This is a genomic window from Phenylobacterium haematophilum (genome assembly GCF_014196295.1).
Lineage (GTDB): Bacteria > Pseudomonadota > Alphaproteobacteria > Caulobacterales > Caulobacteraceae > Phenylobacterium > Phenylobacterium haematophilum.
On the sequence record NZ_JACIDK010000003.1, the window covers coordinates 317,977 to 331,526 of the forward strand.

The 13,550-nt window shown below is 69.7% G+C and carries 14 protein-coding genes; 10 read left to right on the plus strand and 4 right to left on the minus strand.

The window, feature by feature from the left end:
• Positions 1-63: 63 nt before the first annotated feature.
• On the minus strand, positions 64-1,239 hold the full coding sequence (locus tag GGQ61_RS12355) for an acetyl-CoA C-acyltransferase (RefSeq protein WP_183773191.1): 1,176 nt from the start codon (positions 1,237-1,239) through the stop codon (positions 64-66).
• A gap of 150 nt (positions 1,240-1,389) precedes the next feature.
• Between GGQ61_RS12355 and GGQ61_RS12360 the strand changes: the two genes are divergently transcribed.
• Together GGQ61_RS12360 and argJ are read left to right on the plus strand one after the other, a co-directional pair.
• Positions 1,390-2,376, plus strand: a complete 987-nt coding sequence (locus GGQ61_RS12360; protein ID WP_183773193.1) for a peptidylprolyl isomerase — start codon at positions 1,390-1,392, stop codon at positions 2,374-2,376.
• The gene (argJ, locus tag GGQ61_RS12365) at positions 2,373-3,800 is read left to right on the plus strand and encodes a bifunctional glutamate N-acetyltransferase/amino-acid acetyltransferase ArgJ (protein ID WP_183773194.1); all 1,428 of its coding nucleotides are present in this window, start codon (positions 2,373-2,375) and stop codon (positions 3,798-3,800) included. The genes GGQ61_RS12360 and argJ overlap by 4 nt, the downstream gene beginning before the upstream one ends.
• Positions 3,801-3,998: 198 nt before the next feature.
• Here argJ and GGQ61_RS12370 read toward each other — a convergent pair whose 3' ends face one another.
• Positions 3,999-5,474: a DEAD/DEAH box helicase gene (locus GGQ61_RS12370; protein ID WP_183773196.1), complete on the minus strand. Its 1,476-nt coding sequence runs from the start codon at positions 5,472-5,474 to the stop codon at positions 3,999-4,001.
• Between the two features lie 256 nt (positions 5,475-5,730).
• Here GGQ61_RS12370 and GGQ61_RS12375 point away from each other — a divergent pair, with 256 nt between their 5' ends.
• The 4 genes from GGQ61_RS12375 to GGQ61_RS12390 all read left to right on the plus strand — a co-directional run bounded on the left by GGQ61_RS12375 (position 5,731) and on the right by GGQ61_RS12390 (position 8,674).
• Entirely contained in the window at positions 5,731-6,246 is a 516-nt protein-coding gene (locus tag GGQ61_RS12375) for an NUDIX hydrolase (protein WP_183773198.1), read from the plus strand.
• Positions 6,247-6,285: 39 nt separating this feature from the next.
• Positions 6,286-6,696, plus strand: a complete 411-nt coding sequence (gene mutT, locus GGQ61_RS12380) for an 8-oxo-dGTP diphosphatase MutT (protein WP_183773200.1) — start codon at positions 6,286-6,288, stop codon at positions 6,694-6,696.
• Between the two features lie 243 nt (positions 6,697-6,939).
• A complete protein-coding gene (locus GGQ61_RS12385; protein ID WP_183773201.1) occupies positions 6,940-7,815 on the plus strand; it encodes a hydrogen peroxide-inducible genes activator in 876 nt (291 codons plus the stop codon).
• Positions 7,805-8,674, plus strand: a complete 870-nt coding sequence (locus GGQ61_RS12390; protein WP_183773203.1) for a kinase — start codon at positions 7,805-7,807, stop codon at positions 8,672-8,674. The genes GGQ61_RS12385 and GGQ61_RS12390 overlap by 11 nt, the downstream gene beginning before the upstream one ends.
• A gap of 53 nt (positions 8,675-8,727) precedes the next feature.
• Here GGQ61_RS12390 and GGQ61_RS12395 read toward each other — a convergent pair whose 3' ends face one another.
• Complete coding sequence (locus tag GGQ61_RS12395; RefSeq protein ID WP_183773205.1) at positions 8,728-9,105, minus strand: DUF4168 domain-containing protein; 378 nt, start codon at positions 9,103-9,105, stop codon at positions 8,728-8,730.
• Positions 9,106-9,337: 232 nt separating this feature from the next.
• Here GGQ61_RS12395 and GGQ61_RS12400 point away from each other — a divergent pair, with 232 nt between their 5' ends.
• From GGQ61_RS12400 to GGQ61_RS12410, 3 genes are read left to right on the plus strand one after another with little or no spacing between them, the layout of a single operon-like run.
• Positions 9,338-10,021 (plus strand): hypothetical protein, encoded by a 684-nt coding sequence (locus GGQ61_RS12400; protein ID WP_183773207.1) that lies wholly within the window; start codon positions 9,338-9,340, stop codon positions 10,019-10,021.
• A 2-nt stretch (positions 10,022-10,023) separates the two neighbouring features.
• The gene (locus tag GGQ61_RS12405) at positions 10,024-11,253 is read left to right on the plus strand and encodes a M48 family metalloprotease (RefSeq protein WP_183773209.1); all 1,230 of its coding nucleotides are present in this window, start codon (positions 10,024-10,026) and stop codon (positions 11,251-11,253) included.
• A 2-nt stretch (positions 11,254-11,255) separates the two neighbouring features.
• Entirely contained in the window at positions 11,256-11,843 is a 588-nt protein-coding gene (locus tag GGQ61_RS12410) for a hypothetical protein (RefSeq protein WP_183773211.1), read from the plus strand.
• Here the strand turns inward: GGQ61_RS12410 and GGQ61_RS12415 are convergent.
• The gene (locus tag GGQ61_RS12415; RefSeq protein ID WP_183773213.1) at positions 11,840-12,751 is read right to left on the minus strand and encodes a methyltransferase domain-containing protein; all 912 of its coding nucleotides are present in this window, start codon (positions 12,749-12,751) and stop codon (positions 11,840-11,842) included. The genes GGQ61_RS12410 and GGQ61_RS12415 overlap by 4 nt on opposite strands.
• Between GGQ61_RS12415 and GGQ61_RS12420 the strand changes: the two genes are divergently transcribed.
• Positions 12,750-13,535 carry a ComF family protein gene (locus tag GGQ61_RS12420; RefSeq protein WP_183773215.1) on the plus strand — a complete coding sequence of 262 codons (786 nt, stop codon included), beginning with the start codon at positions 12,750-12,752 and terminating at the stop codon, positions 13,533-13,535. The two genes, GGQ61_RS12415 and GGQ61_RS12420, sit on opposite strands and share 2 nt — an antisense overlap.
• Positions 13,536-13,550 lie beyond the last annotated feature (15 nt).

Genomic DNA, 13,550 nt, shown 5'->3' on the forward strand with positions numbered 1-13,550 from the left:
GTGCGCCAAAAGAAAAGGCCCTCCCGCGAGGGGAGGGCCCGATCATTTGGCGTGCGGCCGATCTTAGTAGATTTCGATCAGGCCGGCGGCACCCATGCCGCCGCCGATGCACATGGTGACGACGCCCCACTTGGCGCCGCGGCGCTTGCCTTCCTGCAAGATGTGGCCGGTCAGACGCGCGCCGGTCATGCCGTACGGGTGGCCGATGGCGATCGAGCCGCCGTTCACGTTGTACTTTTCCGGGTCGATGCCCAGTTGGTCACGCGAATAGACGCACTGCGAGGCGAAGGCTTCGTTCAGCTCCCAGATGTCGATGTCGTCGACCTTCAGGCCGTGACGCTCCAGCAGGCGCGGAACGGCGAAGACCGGGCCGATGCCCATTTCGTCAGGGGCGCAGCCGGCGACGGCCCAGCCGCGGAAGGCGCCGAGCGGCTCGAGGCCGGCCTTCGAGGCGGCCTTGGCTTCCATCAGCACCACGGCGGCGGCGCCGTCCGACAGCTGCGAGGCGTTGCCGGCGGTGATGAACTTGCCTTCGCCGCGAACCGGCTGGAGCTTTTGCAGGCCTTCGATGGTGGTGTCCGGACGGTTGCACTCGTCGCGATCGACCACGTAGTCGACGATGCTCTCTTCCTTAGTTTCCTTGTTCACGACCTTCATCTTGGTCGCCATCGGGACGATTTCGTCCTTGAACTTGCCGGCTTGCTGCGCGGCGGCCATGCGGCGCTGGGATTCCAGGCTGTACTCGTCCTGAACTTCGCGGCTGACCTTGTAGCGCTCGGCCACGATGTCGGCGGTGTCGATCATCGGCATGAAGATGGCCGGATACTGGGCGACCAGGTTCTTGTCGAAGTTGTCGCTGCCGCCGCCGCCGCCGCCCGGGAAGGACAGGGATTCGACGCCCGCGCCGATGGCGACTTCAGCGCCGTCGTTGCGGATGTAGTTGGCCGCGGTGGCGATGGTTTGCAGGCCCGAGGAGCAGAAGCGGTTGACGGTCACGCCCGAGGTGGTGATCGGCAGGCCGGCCAGCAGAGCGGCCTGACGGCCCAAATTGCCCGCGCCGTGCGCCACGTTGCCGAGGATCACGTCTTCGACGGCGGCCTTGTCGACGCCCGAGCGCTCGACCGCATGCTTGATGGCATGGGCGGCCATGGTCACGGTCGGGGTCATGTTGAACCCGCCGCGCTGGGACTTGGCCAGGCCCGTCCGAGCGTAGGAGACGATTACGGCTTCACGCGTCATGAAATGATTCCTCCAAAAAATTGAGACCGCGACGGCTGTTATCCGGTCCGGGCGGCTTTAGATCGGGCGCGACCTTTGCATCCCCGCGCCGAGTTGGCTAGGGACGGGCAAGCGCCTGCGGGCGGTTTTCGCACACGAGGTACGTCGACAATGACGAACTCCGCCTTCCGTCGCGTCCCGAACGCGCTGGCGCTGGCCGCAGTCATGCTGGTCGCGGCGACGCTGTTGGTCGCCTGCGGCGACCGCGGCGGGACCGAGGGCGCGCCCGCGCCCGGCGACACCGCCGTGGCCAAGGTCGACGGCAAGACGGTGTGGGCCTCGGACGTCAAGCGCGAGGCGGTGGCCCAGGGCCTGATCGGCGAAGGCGAGCCGCTGGACGTCTCATCGGACCTCTTCCGCCGGGTGCTGGACGAGGTGGTCGACCAGAAGCTGCTGGCCGCCGAGGCGCTGAACCGCAAGTTGGACAAGGACCCGGTGGCCCAGAAGCGGCTGGCGGCGGCGCGCGAGCGCATTCTCGGCGACATGCTGGTCGAGAGCGTGGTGGCCGACGCGGTCAACGACAACGCGATCCGCGGGCTTTATCAGGAGCAGCTGAAGCTGGCCAAGCAGTCCGAGGAGATCCGCGCCCGGCAGATCGTCGTCGCCACCGAGGCCGAGGCCGAGGCCGTGCGCAAGCTGCTGGCGACGGGGGCCTCGTTCGACGCCCTGGCGATGGAACGCTCGACCGATGCGGCGACCCGGTTCAACGGCGGCGACCTCGGCTACTTCACGGTGGACGTCATGCCCGAGGCCTATGCGGCCAACCTGAAGACCTCGAAAGTCGGCGATATCGTCGGGCCGTTCGGGATCGAGGGCGGCTGGGCGATCCTGAAGATCGAGGACCGGCGGCTGGAGCAGCCGATCACCTTCGAGGCGGCCAGACCGCAGATCGTGCGTTTCCTGACCTATGATCAAGTCCGCGACCTGCTGGAGAAGCTCCGAAGCCGGGCGAAGGTCCAGACGCTGATCGGGGCGCCGCAAGACGTGCCGGGGCAGCCGAAGGAACCCGCCGACGCCCCCAAGACCGCTCCGCAAACTCCCGCGACGAAGGCCGCTCCGGCCGCGTCCGCCGCCCCAGCCAAGGCCGCCCAGCCATGACCAAGACGCCCGCCGCCCCGAAGAAGGCCGCCCCGATCAAGTCCACCGCTGGCAAGGCGCTGGAAGCCGCCGCCAAACCTGTGGAGGCGCTGGCCGGCGCGCTCGACCCGTTGACGACCGCCATCAAGCGCGCCGCCAAGAAGACCGAACAGGCCCCCAAGACCGAGCCGGCCAAGCCCGCCAAGGGCGCGCTGCCCGTGTCGCCGCTGGCCGTGCCGTTCCCGCAGATCCCGCCGATCGCCGGCGTGCAACTCGCGACCGGCCGCGCCGGTTTCTACAAGCATGAGCGCGAGGACCTGCTGGTCATGCGCTTCGCGAAGGGCACGGCCGGGGCCGGCGTGTTTACCCGCCACGGCATCGGCTCGGCGCCGGTCGACTGGTGCAAGAAGCATCTGGAAATGACCAAGGGCGCCGACGTGCGGGCCTTGGTGGTCAACGCCGGCTGCGCCAACTCCTTCACCGGCAAGCCGGGCGCCGACGCGGTGCGGCGGGTGGCTTCGGCTGTCGCCAAGCGCTTCGACTGCCGCCAGCGCGACGTGATGGTCGCCTCGACCGGCGTGATCGGGGTGCTGCTGGACGACACAAAGATCGCCCAGCGCCTGCCGGAGGTCGAAACGCGGCTGACCGACGACGGCTGGGCCGGCGCGGCGCGCGCGATCATGACGACCGACACCTTCCCGAAGGGCGCCTACGCCGAGGCGACCATTGACGGGGAGAAAGTGCGCATCGCCGGGATCGCCAAGGGTTCCGGCATGATCGCGCCGGACATGGCGACCATGCTGGCCTTCGTGGCCACCGACGCCAAGATTTCATCGACCGCGCTGCAGACCCTGGCCAGCCTCTACACCCGCAACAGCTTCAACGCGGTGACGGTGGACGGCGACCGCTCGACCAACGACACGCTGCTGCTGTTCGCGACCGGCCAGTCCAGCGCGCCGAACATCACCCGCGCCGGCGATCGGCGGCTGGCCGACTTCCGTGAGAAGCTTGAGGCGGTGTTGATGGACCTAGCGCTGCAGTTGGTCCGCGACGGCGAGGGAGCGAGCAAGTTCGTCAAGGTCACGGTGACCGGGGCCGCAAGCTCGGCCAGCGCCCGCAAGATCGCCCGCACCATCTGCGAGAGCCCGCTGGTCAAGACCGCCTTCGCCGGCGAGGACGCCAATTGGGGCCGGATCGTCATGGCCGTCGGCCGCGCCGACGAGCCGATCGACCGCGACCGGGTCAAGGTGCAGTTCGGCCCGCTGGTCGCCGCGCAGGACGGCCTCATCTCGCCGACCTACGACGAGGCCAAGATGAGCGCCTACATGAAGAACCAGGAGCTGGAAGTGTCGGTGGACGTTGGCGTCGGCCGCGCCTCGGCGACCATGTGGACCTGCGACCTGACCAAGCAGTACGTCGCGATCAACGGCGACTATCGGTCTTAGCGGCCACACGGGTATCATCCCAGTTTCGGCGTAGCCGAAGACCGGGACCATTCGCGGCTGACTTGGCAAGTCGGCCCGGCGCGAGCCGTTTCCTGATCCATCCGGTGTTCATGGATCCCGGTCTTCAGCCTGCGGCTGAAACCGGGATGACATGGATGGAGTCAGCTCCCCCAGAGGGGGAGCATCTTTCGCCTTAGCTTAGTCGATCGGCGACCAGCGCTTTTCGGCCGCGGGCTTGGCGCCGCGCTTGGGGCCCTTGAACTGCGACTGGTCGATCGGCGTGGTCGAGGCGCGATCGCCGTGGGCGCGCTGGCCGCCGGCGCGGTGGTCGGTGTGGCGCTGGGGCTGGCCCTGGCGCTGTTCGCCGCCGCCCTGACGGCCTGCGGCCTTGGCCGGGCGGTTGCGCTGCTTGCGCAGGCCCGGAGGCAGGTCGCTGCGGCCCTGCGGTTTGCCGCCGGCGCCGCGAGCGGCGTTCTTGCGGCCGGCCTCGGCGCGTTCGGCGGCCACTTCCGGCATCGCCTGGGTCATGACGTGCAGGCCGCGGTCGTTGCGGCGGTCGAAGGACGGGATGGTCTGGCGGGTGACCTTCTGGATGTCCTTCAGCAGGTTGCGTTCGTCGTCGGCGCAGAACGCCACGGCCGAGCCGTCAGCGCCGGCCCGCGCGGTGCGGCCGATGCGGTGGACGTAGGCTTCCGGCACGTTCGGCAGTTCGTACTGGATGACGTGGCTGACCGCGTCGATGTCGATGCCGCGGGCGGCGATGTCGGTGGCCACCAGGGCTCGGACTTCGCCGGCCTTGAATGCGGCGAGGGCGCGTTCGCGCTGGCCCTGGCTCTTGTCGCCGTGGATGGCGGCGGCTTCGACGCCGGCCGCTTCAAGCGACTTAGCCACGCGGTCGGCGCCGCGCTTGGTGCGGGTGAAGACGATCACGCGCTTGAAGTCGCGCTCGGCGAACATCTCGCAGAGCAGGGCGCGCTTGCGGGCGGTCTCGACGAAGATGACCTGCTGCTTGATGCGCTCGACCGTGGTGGCCTGCGGGGTCACCGAGACCTTGGTCGGGTTGGGGCGCAGCAGTTCGCTGGCCAGCTTCTCGATCTCGCTCGGCATGGTGGCCGAGAAGAACAGGTTTTGACGCACGCGCGGCAGGTGCTTCTGGATCTGCCGGATCGGCACGATGAAGCCCATGTCGAGCATCTGGTCGGCCTCGTCGAGGACGAACATTTCGACGCCCTGCAGGGTGATGGTCTTCTCTTGCAGGTGGTCGAGCAGACGGCCCGGCGTGGCGACCAGGACGTCGACGCCCGGGGCCATGGCGCGCATCTGGCCGCCGTATTTCACGCCGCCGAAGATCACGGCGACGCTGAGGTTCATGTGCTTGCCGTAGGCCTTGAAGCTTTCGGCGATCTGGGTCGCCAACTCGCGGGTCGGCGAGAGCACCAGCACGCGGCAGCCGCGGCGCGGCGCGGCCTTCTTGTCGGCGGCCAGGCGATGGATGATCGGGAGGGCGAAGGCGGCGGTCTTGCCGGTGCCCGTCTGGGCGATGCCGAGCAGGTCCTTGCCGGCCATGACGCCGGGGATGGCCTGGGCCTGGATCGGGGTCGGCTTCTCGTAGCCCTCGTCGTTGAGGGCCTTGAGCAGCATCTTGTCGAGGCCGAGGTCGGTAAACTTGGTCAAACGAGTGTCTTTCACGGATGCGCCGAGCGCGGCCGCTCGCATGCAGCGAGGGTCGCGAAGGTCGCGGGTCATTTGTGGAAAGCCCCCGCGTGGCGGGGCGATCTATGCGATCTCTTCAGGGCGCTCGACAGCTGGGTCCGAAGTGCGGAACCATCACGCGGCTGGAGCGCCGATAGCGCCACGAATGTTGCGGCGCAGCAGGGATATGGCCGACGGCGCACCCAAAGTCAAGGATTGCAAGGGATTGCCGACGTCGATGCCCGACATGCCCGACGACCTGCCGCTGACCGAGCGTCATGCTGTGCGGGTGGTGGTGCGCGATTGCGAGGGCCGGATCCTGCTGTTCAACACCCGCGACGTCACCGAGCCGGAGCAGGGCGAGTGGTGGGAGCTGCCGGGCGGTGGGATCGATCCCGGAGAGACCTATCTGAACGCGGCGCTGCGTGAGCTGCGTGAGGAAACCGGCATCGTCGTGCGGGCCGATCAGGTCGGCCGCCCATCGTGGCGGCGCACCGCCACCTTCCGCTATCGCCAGGCCCGGCGGCTGCAGCACGAGGTGGTGGTCGAGGTCAGGTTGGACGGACCGGGCGCTGCGATCGACGAGACGGGGCGCCTCGACTACGAGCTGGAGGACTACACGGGCTTCCGCTGGTGGACGCCGGCCGAGATCGAGCGCCACGGCGGCCGCTTCTATCCGGGGCGGTTGCCGGCCTTGCTGGCGGGGTTCCTGGCCGGCGAGGACATCGACGAGCCGTTCGAGCTCTGGTCCTGAGCTCTTGCAATCGCGGGCGCATCCCGCGAGGAAGCACGCATGTCCGACACCAAGCGCATGGTTCTCGTCGCCGCCGCGGCGCTCATCGATTCCGACGGCCGGGTGCTGATCTGTCAGCGCCCGCCCGGCAAGCAGCTGGCCGGGCTCTGGGAGTTTCCGGGCGGCAAGGTCGAGGCCGGCGAGACCCCCGAGCAGTGCCTGATCCGTGAACTGGATGAGGAACTGGGGATCACGGTCTCGCACGCCTGCCTGGCGCCCTTCGTGTTCGCGAGCCACACCTACGAGGACTTCCACCTGCTGATGCCGCTCTACCTTGTGCGGCGCTGGGAGGGCGTGGTCGCCGCCAAAGAACACTCGGGCATCGCCTGGGTGAAGCCGATGAAGCTCGCCGACTATCCGATGCCGCCGGCCGACGCGCCGCTGGTGGCCTGGCTGCGCGATCTGATCTGAGGAAAACGAAAAAGGCCCGCGGCGAGCTCGGATCACCGCGGGCCTCTGAGGATCGAAGCTAGCTAGTCCTCGACCGGGTCGACGCAGGCTGTGCATCTGACCCTTCAAGGTTGAACCCGAGTCATTGCGCAACGCCAGCGCCACGTCCGTGCTCGACTACGACGAAACGTCGCACCTGCAGAAGGCAGAGCGATAAGCGCCGAGCGCGCTTGCCCGAGGCATCAGTAAGTTTAGCTTATCCACATGCCGACCCTGCGCCAGCTGCGTTACCTGACCGCCCTCGCCGACGAGCGTCACTTCGGCCGCGCGGCCGCCGCCTGCCACGTCACCCAGCCGGCGCTGTCGATGCAGATCCGCGAACTGGAGGCCGAGCTGGACCTGGTGCTGGTCGAACGCGGCCGGAGCGCGAGAGTGCTGACGCCGGACGGCGCGGCCCTGGCCGAGCGGGCGCGGGCGCTGACCGCCGGGGTTAGGGACCTTGAGGATTTCGCGCGCGAGCGGCGGGGCGTCGGCTCGCGACGACTGGCGCTGGGAATGATCCCGTCGGTGGCGCCCTACCTGCTGCCGCGGGCGGCGCCGGTGCTGCAGGCGGCGTTGCCGGAATTGGAGCTGAGGGTGCGCGAAACTCAGACCGCCGCGCTGCTGACGGAGCTGGCGGCCGGAGAGCTCGATGCGGTGATCGCCGCCGCGCCGCTGGCGGGCGACGGGTTCGAGACCACGACGCTGTTCGAAGACCCGTTCCTGCTGGCCAGTCCGGCGAGCGCGCCGTTGGCGGCCGAGGACCCGCGACAACTGCCGCCGGATCGGCTGCTGCTGCTGGAGGAGGGGCACTGCCTGCGTGATCAGGCGCTGGGGGCGTGCGAGATCAGCGACCTCGCCACCTTCGGCGCGACCAGCCTGACGACGCTGCTGCAACTGGTGGCGCACGGGCAGGGGGTGACCCTGTTGCCGCAGATGGCGGCCAAGGATCTCGCCGATCCTCGCATCAGCCTGGCGCGGTTTCCCGAACCGGCCCCGCGTCGGACGATCGTCATGGCCTGGCGTACGGGCTCGGCGCGGCGTCGCCAGCTGAAGGACATCGCCGCGCGCTTGACGGCCGAGGCCGCCGATGACGCCTGAGCCCTGGCTGACGCAGTTCATGGCCCAGGAGCGGCTGCCGGACAGCTACGGGACTGTGGTGCGCGACGTCGCCCTCCCGTTGGCCGAGCGCATCGCGGCGGCCGCGCGGTCGGGCGGGATCGTGGTCGGGATCTGCGGCCCGCAGGCCAGCGGCAAGTCGACCCTGACGGCGGTGCTGGCGCGGCTGCTGGAGCGGCGCGGGCTGAAGGCGGCGACGATCTCGCTGGACGATCTCTATCTGACGCGGGCCGAGCGGCAGGAGTTGTCGCGGCGGGTGCATCCGCTGCTGGCGGTGCGCGGGGTTCCGGGCACGCATGACGTGACGCTGGGCGTGGAGATGCTGCGGGCGCTGCGCACGCCGGGAACCCACGAGCGGCCAGTGTTCGAGAAGGCCCGCGACGACCGCCGCGACCGCGGCGCGCCGTTCGAGGGACCAGCCGACGTGGTGCTGTTCGAGGGCTGGTGCGTCGGGGCGCGGGCCCAACCAGCGGAGGCGCTTGCCGCACCGGTCAATGCGCTGGAGGCGGCGCAGGACGCGGACGGCGCCTGGCGCAGGTTTGTGAATGCGGCGCTGGCCGGGCCGTACCAGCAGCTGTTCGGGAGCCTCGACCTGCTGGTGCTGCTGCAGGCGCCGAGCTTTGAGGTGGTGCTGGGCTGGCGGATCGAGCAGGAGCGCAAGCTGCGCGAGCGCCTGGCGCGCGAAGGCGAGGGCGCCGGCCGGGCGATGAGCGACGAAGAGGTCGCCGCGTTCATCGCCCACTACGAGCGGCTGACGCGCTGGATCCTGTCGGAGATGCCGGCGCGCGCCGATGTCGTGGTCGCCCTGGACAAGGCCCGGCGGCCGACGTTGCGGGCATGAAAAAGGCCGCCCCGGCGAGCCGGAGCGGCCTTCGAAAGGCGTGAGCCGAGGCCCTAGGCGGCCGGTTCGGCGTTCAGCACGGTGGTCAGACGCGCGCGCAGAGCGGGGTCCTTCTGCACGGCGGCCGACATGTCGTTGTATTGTTGCGGCGACAGGCCGCTGGCCTGTACGGCCGCGCCCATCTTGCCGATCATTTCCTTCTGCACCTCGGCCTTGGTCGGGCCATCGGCGCCGGCCAGCTTCGGGGTGTACTCGCCGTTGATCTTCTGAATCTCGGTCATCGCCGAGCCGAAGGCCTTCAGGTCAGCGTCGGAGAAGCCGCCCGCGGCAGGCGCCTCTGCGGCCGGGGCGGCCGGAGCGGTCTGAGCTTGCACAGAAGTGGCGGCGACAGCGGCGCCGAGCAGGCCGGCGGCCAGGATAGCAATACGCATATAGGGGGTTCCTGTAGTCGTTTTGGGGTCGAGCCAGGACCGAGGTTAAAGCGCCGACGTGGCCAAAAAGCGACCCGGCTTGGCCGTTCGGACCGTGAAGATCTCGCGGCGCCCAGGATTGACGCAGTCGAGCGCAGGGCGGCAGGCGCCGCAAATCCCGTCGACAACCGACGATTCTCGCGTATAGATTGCGGTCGCCCTCCGATGCATCTGAGGGCCGCTGGGGGGCGTCATGAGAATTGTCGGTATCGTCGCCGCGTGCCTGTTGCTGGCCGCGTGCACCACCACCAACACCCGACTGGCGGCCTCGCCGACCAAGCCGGCGGCGGGGGCGCGGATCATTCTCGTCGAGCCGGACATCGAGCTGGCGGTGTTGACCGCCTCTGGCGTGCAGGAGCCCCGCGCCGACTGGAGCGAGCAGGGCCGCGCCAACGTCGCCGCGGAAGTCGAGCGCCAGATGAAGGCGCGCGCGCACAGCGCTCGGATGATCGATCCGGACGAAGCGATGGGCGGCCGCACCGGTCAGCTGCTGCGGCTGCATGAGGCGGTCGGCCAGTCGATCATGATGTTCAACTACGGCTATGTCAGCCTGCCGACCAAGGCCGCGTCGTTCGACTGGACCCTGGGTGAAGGCGCGCAGGCGCTGGGGACGGCCTATGACGCCGACTACGCCCTCTTCGTGTTCGGCCGTGGCAACTATGCGAGCGGCGCGCGGGTGGCGACGGCGGTAGGCCTGGCGATGCTGGGCGTCGGCGTGCCGGTCGGCGGTCAGCAGTGCTTCGCCTCGCTCGTGGACCTGAAGACCGGGCGGGTGGTCTGGTTCAACGTGGCCAGCACCGGTCCGAACGACGACATGCGCAAGCCGGACGGCGCGGCGCAACTGGTGCAGGCGGTGCTGAAGGACGCGCCGCTTTAGCCATGTGCAGGCAAGCGGTCTCAGCACTGGCGCTGGCGGGGGCGCTCGCCGCCGCGCCGGCCGCCGCGCAGGAACGGGCGGCGGGTCTGCGCCCCGACGCGACGTCGGTCGAAGCGGGCTTCTGGTCGGTGATGGACAAGGCCGAGGCCGAGGCCAAGACCCGGGCCGACCTCAACACCGACCCGGCGCTCAACGCCTATGTGCGTGGCGTGATGTGCAAGGTCGCCGCGGCCCACTGTTCCGACATGCGGGTCTATGTGATGGACCGGCCGTTCATGAACGCCAGCATGGCGCCGAACGGCTATTCCGAAGTCTGGTCGGGCCTGCTGCTGCGGGCGAGCGACGAGGCCGAGCTCGCCTATGTGCTGGGTCACGAGGCCAGCCACTTCACCGAAAGCCACACGATCGAGGCGCACCGCGCCCAGAAGACGCGCGCCAATGTCGTGCTGGCGGCGACGGTCGTTGTCGCGGTCGCCGGCGCTGCGTCGGCGGCCAGCGCCGGCACCGCCAGCGAGGCGCAGTCGATCATGGACGCCACCGGCAACACGATCGATCTGATCTACTACGCGCAGATCGCCTCCTTCTTCCGCTTCAGCCGCGAACAGGAGGCCGAGGCCGACCTGCTGGGTCAGCGCAAGCTGGCGGCGGCCGGCTACGATCCAGCCGCGGCGGCCGAAAGCTGGCGTGCGCTGACGGCCGAGACCAAGGGCTCCGACTTCAAGCGGGTCCGAGAGTCGGAGACGCGCATCAGCGTTTTCGCCAGCCACCCGCTCGGCGCGCAGCGGATCGCATCCCTGGACGCCCAGGCCGCGACCCTCAAAGCCGGAGGCGACCGCGGCCAGGACCGACACCGGGCGGCGATCCGGCCGTTCCTGTCGGCCTGGCTGCGCGACGACCTGCGCAAGCGCGACTTCGGCCAGACCCTGGTGGTGATCGATCGGCTTGCAGCCGGCGGCGAGGACCTGGGCGTGCTCAACTACTACCGCGGCGAAGCCTATCGGTTGCGGCGCGGCGATGGCGATCTGGTCAAGGCCCGGGACGCCTATCTCGCCGCCGCGGCGCAACCGGACGCGCCGCTCGCCGTCTGGCGAGAACTCGGCGACATCCGCCGGCGGGAAGGCGACGTCGTCGGCGCCCGGACCGCCTACGAAAGCTATTTGGCCAAGGCGCCGCAGGCCGAGGACGCCTGGATGGTGCAGGACAGCCTCTCCAGCCTCGACAACGGGAAATGACGATGCGGACTTTGATCCGAGCTCTTGCGCCGCTCGGCGCCTGTCTGGCGCTGGCGGCCTGCGCCACCGTCACCTCGACGCCCGCGGGCGCGCTGAAGGTCGGGGCCGGCTACGAGGTGGCCCTGGGCCGCGAGTGGTCCGACATCAGCAACATCATGACCGGTCGTACCGCCAAGGTGCGGCTGCTGTCGATCGATGGGCCGCTGCTCAATCGGCTCTACGTCACCGACGGGCTGGCGCCGGGCGAGTACCTGATCAAGCCGGCGCGCAAGGAGACCCCGACGCCGGTGATCCGCCAGGACATGAGCGCGAGCGAGCGGCTGGAGTTCATCACCGACAGCGTGGTCGCCCTGGACTATCAACGCGTGCAGCTGGTGCGGCCGCGACCGGCCAAGTTCGGCCAGGGCAACGGCGTGCGCTTCGACCTGACGGCGCAGACCAAGGCCGGGCTGGAGGTGAAGGGCACCGGGGTGATCAGCGAACAGGCCGGCAAGACCTATGTCCTGCTCTACCTTGCGCCGGCCGAGCACTACTATGACGCCACCCTCGCCGAGGTGGAGGCGATCATCGGCTCGGCGAAGCTGGGTTAATCCTCGTCGCGCGGCAACGGGTTCTCGACCACGCCGAGGGCGTCGGCGAGGCGCATCTTGGCCGAGCCGGGCTTCAGCGGCTTCTGCTGGCTGGGGTCGGGCGCCCAGCCGGTCAGGGTGAGGATCTCGAAGGTCGCGGGCACGCGGCCGTCTGGCTCGGCGAAGCGCTCGGCGTAGATCTCGAAGGCGCGGGCTAGGACATGGCGGGTCAGGCGCTTGGGATGGCGTTCGGCCAGCACGCTGGTCTCGCCCATGGCGCGCAGGTCGGCGAGCAGCTTGAGCGGATGGGCGTAGCGGACGGTGACGCGGTCGACGTCGGCGACAGGCAGGGCGAAGCCCGAGCGCTGCAGCAGGCCGGCGGCGTCGTATGGATCGGCGAAGGGCGAGACGCGCGGGCCGGCGCCGCCGGTCAGTTCGGCCTCGGCGGCCAGCAACGACTGGCGCAGCTCGGTCAGGGTGGCGCCGCCCAGCAGGGAGCCGATGAACAACCCGTCCGGCTTCAGGGCGCGGCGGATCTGGATCAGCGCCCCGACCACGTCGTTGGTCCAGTGCAGGGCCAGGGTGGAGACCACGAGGTCGAGGCTGCCGGCCGCGAAGGGCAGGCGCTCCTCGTCGGCGACCAGGCGCAGGCCCTGGCGGCCAGCGAGCATCCGCGGCGACAGGTCCGCCTCGACCAGGAAGCCGACCCTCTCGGCGGCGTCGCTTTGGGACAGGAAGCGGGCGAACCAGCCGTTGCGCGCGCCCAGATCGACGGCGCGCGGGAAGTCGCGCATGATCGCCTCGAGGCGCACCACGGCGTCCTCGGCGGCGCGGGCCTTGAGGAAGTCGGCGGCGGCGTAGCCGGGGGCGGCGCGGTCCAGGCGGGCGCGGAGCAGGTCGCGGTCGAAGAGACGGGGCGGGGCGGACATGGGCTTTCTAGATGGCGATGCGGCCGCCCGGTGGAAACCCGGGCCGCGCACGAAGGCCGCGGTTCGTACCGCGCTCGACCTGCTTTTCCCACCCCAATCGCTCGACGGCGGCGCGCCGGCGATGACCGGCGGCCTGAGCGCGGCGGCCTGGAGCGCGATCCCGTTCATCGACGGGCCGCTGTGCGACGGCTGCGGGCTGCCGTTCGAGTACGACCTGGGCCCCGGGGTGCGCTGCGCCGACTGTTCGGCTAGGCCACGGGCGTTTACGCGGGCCAGGGCCGCGTGCCTCTATGACGAAACCTCTCGCGGGCCGATCCTGCAGCTCAAGCACGCCGACCGGACGGACCTGGCGCCGTTGATGGCTCGGTGGATCAGCCGCTCGGCCCGCGAGCTGCTGGACGAGGCCGACGCCCTGGCGCCTGTGCCGTTGCACCGCTCGCGGCTTCTGGGGCGGCGCTACAATCAGGCGGCCGAGATCGCCCGTCCGCTGAGCCGGCTCTCGGGGGTGGCCTATCTGCCCGATGCGCTGGGACGGACGCGGGCGACGCAGAGCCAGGGCGGAAAGTCCGCCGGCGGGCGGCGGCGCAACGTCGCCGCAGCCTTCGCCGTGCCTCCGGCCAAGGAAAGACTGGTGGCCGGCAAGACCATCCTGCTGATCGATGACGTGATGACCACCGGCGCCACTTTGGAAGGCTGCGCGCGGGCCTTGCTGGCCGCGGGCGCGCTGCGCGTGAATGCCGCAGTGGTCGCGAGGGTTAAAGAAAGCTCAAGTCGATCCATATAGAACCGAAACCGTCGC

Coding starts and splice junctions, on each gene's coding strand:
- GGQ61_RS12395 (WP_183773205.1), bottom strand. CDS start 9,105: ATGCGTATTGCTATCCTGGCCGCCGGCCTGCTCGGCGCCGCTGTCGCC.
- mutT (WP_183773200.1), top strand. CDS start 6,286: ATGTCCGACACCAAGCGCATGGTTCTCGTCGCCGCCGCGGCGCTCATC.
- GGQ61_RS12410 (WP_183773211.1), top strand. CDS start 11,256: ATGCGGACTTTGATCCGAGCTCTTGCGCCGCTCGGCGCCTGTCTGGCG.
- GGQ61_RS12390 (WP_183773203.1), top strand. CDS start 7,805: ATGACGCCTGAGCCCTGGCTGACGCAGTTCATGGCCCAGGAGCGGCTG.
- GGQ61_RS12400 (WP_183773207.1), top strand. CDS start 9,338: ATGAGAATTGTCGGTATCGTCGCCGCGTGCCTGTTGCTGGCCGCGTGC.
- GGQ61_RS12420 (WP_183773215.1), top strand. CDS start 12,750: ATGGGCTTTCTAGATGGCGATGCGGCCGCCCGGTGGAAACCCGGGCCG.
- GGQ61_RS12415 (WP_183773213.1), bottom strand. CDS start 12,751: ATGTCCGCCCCGCCCCGTCTCTTCGACCGCGACCTGCTCCGCGCCCGC.
- GGQ61_RS12385 (WP_183773201.1), top strand. CDS start 6,940: ATGCCGACCCTGCGCCAGCTGCGTTACCTGACCGCCCTCGCCGACGAG.
- GGQ61_RS12360 (WP_183773193.1), top strand. CDS start 1,390: ATGACGAACTCCGCCTTCCGTCGCGTCCCGAACGCGCTGGCGCTGGCC.
- GGQ61_RS12375 (WP_183773198.1), top strand. CDS start 5,731: ATGCCCGACATGCCCGACGACCTGCCGCTGACCGAGCGTCATGCTGTG.
- GGQ61_RS12405 (WP_183773209.1), top strand. CDS start 10,024: ATGTGCAGGCAAGCGGTCTCAGCACTGGCGCTGGCGGGGGCGCTCGCC.
- GGQ61_RS12355 (WP_183773191.1), bottom strand. CDS start 1,239: ATGACGCGTGAAGCCGTAATCGTCTCCTACGCTCGGACGGGCCTGGCC.
- argJ (WP_183773194.1), top strand. CDS start 2,373: ATGACCAAGACGCCCGCCGCCCCGAAGAAGGCCGCCCCGATCAAGTCC.